The 2,254-nt window shown below is 34.5% G+C and carries 3 protein-coding genes; 1 reads left to right on the plus strand and 2 read right to left on the minus strand.

The genetic code is table 11. From position 1 onward, the window contains the following. The coding region (locus ACFVFQ_RS38625; RefSeq protein WP_383425391.1) for a tetratricopeptide repeat protein at positions 1–653 on the plus strand (653 nt) is incomplete at its 5' end. A 632-nt stretch (positions 654–1,285) separates the two neighbouring features. Here the strand turns inward: ACFVFQ_RS38625 and ACFVFQ_RS38630 are convergent. Both ACFVFQ_RS38630 and ACFVFQ_RS38635 read right to left on the minus strand, forming a co-directional pair. Next, complete coding sequence (locus ACFVFQ_RS38630) at positions 1,286–1,600, minus strand: hypothetical protein (protein ID WP_063262619.1); 315 nt, start codon at positions 1,598–1,600, stop codon at positions 1,286–1,288. A gap of 63 nt (positions 1,601–1,663) precedes the next feature. Beyond that, positions 1,664–2,254: LysR substrate-binding domain-containing protein (locus ACFVFQ_RS38635; protein ID WP_383425393.1), on the minus strand; the 591-nt coding region annotated here is incomplete at its 5' end.

A 2,254-nucleotide genomic window follows, 5' to 3' on the forward strand; every position in this document is an offset into this window, starting at 1 on the left:
CACTAGTGCATGCTGAAATTGCTTACGACACATTCAAAGCACATGACACATATAAAGAAAAAACAATCAACTGTGAAATGATGCTAGGTGCTAATAAACTTGATTTGCTGCTCTTTGAAGAAGCTGAAAAGCACTACGAAAGCGCAAGAACTATAGCAAAAGCAAATGACTTTAGATACTCTGAAAGTTTGGCCCTTTTTAACTTAGGAATTGCTTATGAACGGCGAAAAATGTTTGCTGAAGCATCAACCTGTTTTGAACAAGCTTGGACTATTCCAGAACATATAGAGTCATTTGTAGGTGTCCGCTCGGCGTATATGCTTAGTAAAGTGCTTTTTCAATTAGGCGATTACGAACTTGCCCGAACATGGTATGACAAAGCTTTGAAAAAAGCTACGGCTGAAGGAGAACGGGAGTATTTAGCGAAATTAAAGTTGATCCATTCTTTATATGAAAAGCAAAATGACCAAGAGGTCAGACAAAACATCGAAGTCCTCGAAAAAATGCAGCTGTGGTCAGAGACAGCCGATCTCTCAATAGAAATAGCTGAATATTATAAGAATAGGGATGACTTCGAAAAAGCTGCATACTATTTTGAACACGGCCATTTTGCGAAAGATAAAGTCATACAAATGTCGGAGGCGTTAATGTGAAGAAAAAAACAATTTTGTTCAGTCTGCTAACTGTTTCGGGCTTGTTACTAGCTGCTGCTGTGCAGCCCTTAGTGAAAGACACAACTTTTACTAACAAACCAATTCAAGTAGCTGAAAAAGCAGTAACCATTTAACCGACCAAATGTAGACACGTCTACATGTCTACAAACAACCAAAAAGCAGCCCTTATGGGGCTGCCTTCTTTTTTATAAAGCTATTTCAATTACGGCAACTTCTTCACCGTTATACCTTGTCACAAAAGAAATTTGTAGCTTTAGAATAAAGATTGATTAAAAAACTTCATTCAATCCTTATTTGACGGCAAATGTAAAAACTCCACTTTGAAAAAAGATTGATCAAAATGGAGTCACTCTTTTTAGCTAAGTATGAGATTTTTATAAAAAAGTTTAATCATTTCTTTCCTTTGCTCTTTAACAATGGCGCCCTACTCTTGAATAAGCAACTCCAAGTAAAATTAAGGGGATTGAAAGTGTAGAAATTGATTCAGTTAGTCTTTAATGCAGAATCGCAAATCTGCTTACAAATAATACACTTTTCAAATTCAAATAAATTTTAGATATAATATATAATCAAACATTTATTCAATACGTGTACACATGATATATAATGACTTAATCACTAAACCAAATCCCATATGCCAATGTTTCATTTTTCGTTTTTAGGATAAATGCTAAATCATCTTTATAATCTAGTGTAAATTCATTAGACCCAAGAATTCTATAAGACGCTTTATCCATTAATAGTGAAATATGGTCTGAAATCACAAATAAATCTCCTTGATTCCTTAAATCTAATTTCATTCTAATAGTCAGGCCACAGCTACAACCACCGCCCTCGTAATCAGCTATTAATCGGATTCCATAATTTTTGGGAATGGTAACTCCTGATAATTTTCCTCGACATGAATCAGTTAAAATGACCCTCATGTAATACCTCCTAAATTCAAAGATGATTTGGAAGATTTCCCAATTCTGGGAGCTAAATTAATTTCACTCTTTAACTAATAATTCGACAAAAACCCCGGTTGCTTTTGTTTGAAATTTGGAAGGTGTAGTTACAAGCGAAAAATTTCTTTTGATTGGAAAACCATTAATATTCAGCAATTTTAACTTTTCTAGTTCCAGTTCATTTCTTATAGCTGAATGCGAAAGCAAAGAAATCCCTAAACCAGCCTCAATTGATTCCTTGATCACTTGCGTACTCCCAAAGGTCATAATATTTTTGGGATAGAAACCCAATTTTTCAAAGCCCTTATCCTGCATTTTCCTCGTCCCTGAACCCTCTTCACGAATAAGCCATGTCTCCTGACTCAAATCAAAAGGTTTTATTTTATGTGTGTTTAGTAAGTGATGGTTTGATGCTACGGTGATTGATAAATAATCACAGGCAAATGGCATGATATTAATTTTCTCATTTGTAACATCTCCTTCTATTATCCCCACATCAATTTGATGATGCATAACTAATTCAACAATTTCATTCGAATTCTTTATTGTGATATTTGGAATTAGCTTTGGATAGATCTTAAGTAAGTTGGCAATTTTATAGGGAAGAATGTATTCCCCGTAGGTATAGCTCTG

Origin of the sequence: Streptomyces sp. NPDC057743 (assembly GCF_042798755.1) — a bacterium.
Lineage (GTDB): Bacteria > Actinomycetota > Actinomycetes > Streptomycetales > Streptomycetaceae > Streptomyces.

What these genes read in the sequence shown, in the direction of transcription:
- ACFVFQ_RS38630 (WP_063262619.1), bottom strand. Translation starts at nt 1,600, where the DNA reads ATGAGGGTCATTTTAACTGATTCATGTCGAGGAAAATTATCAGGAGTT.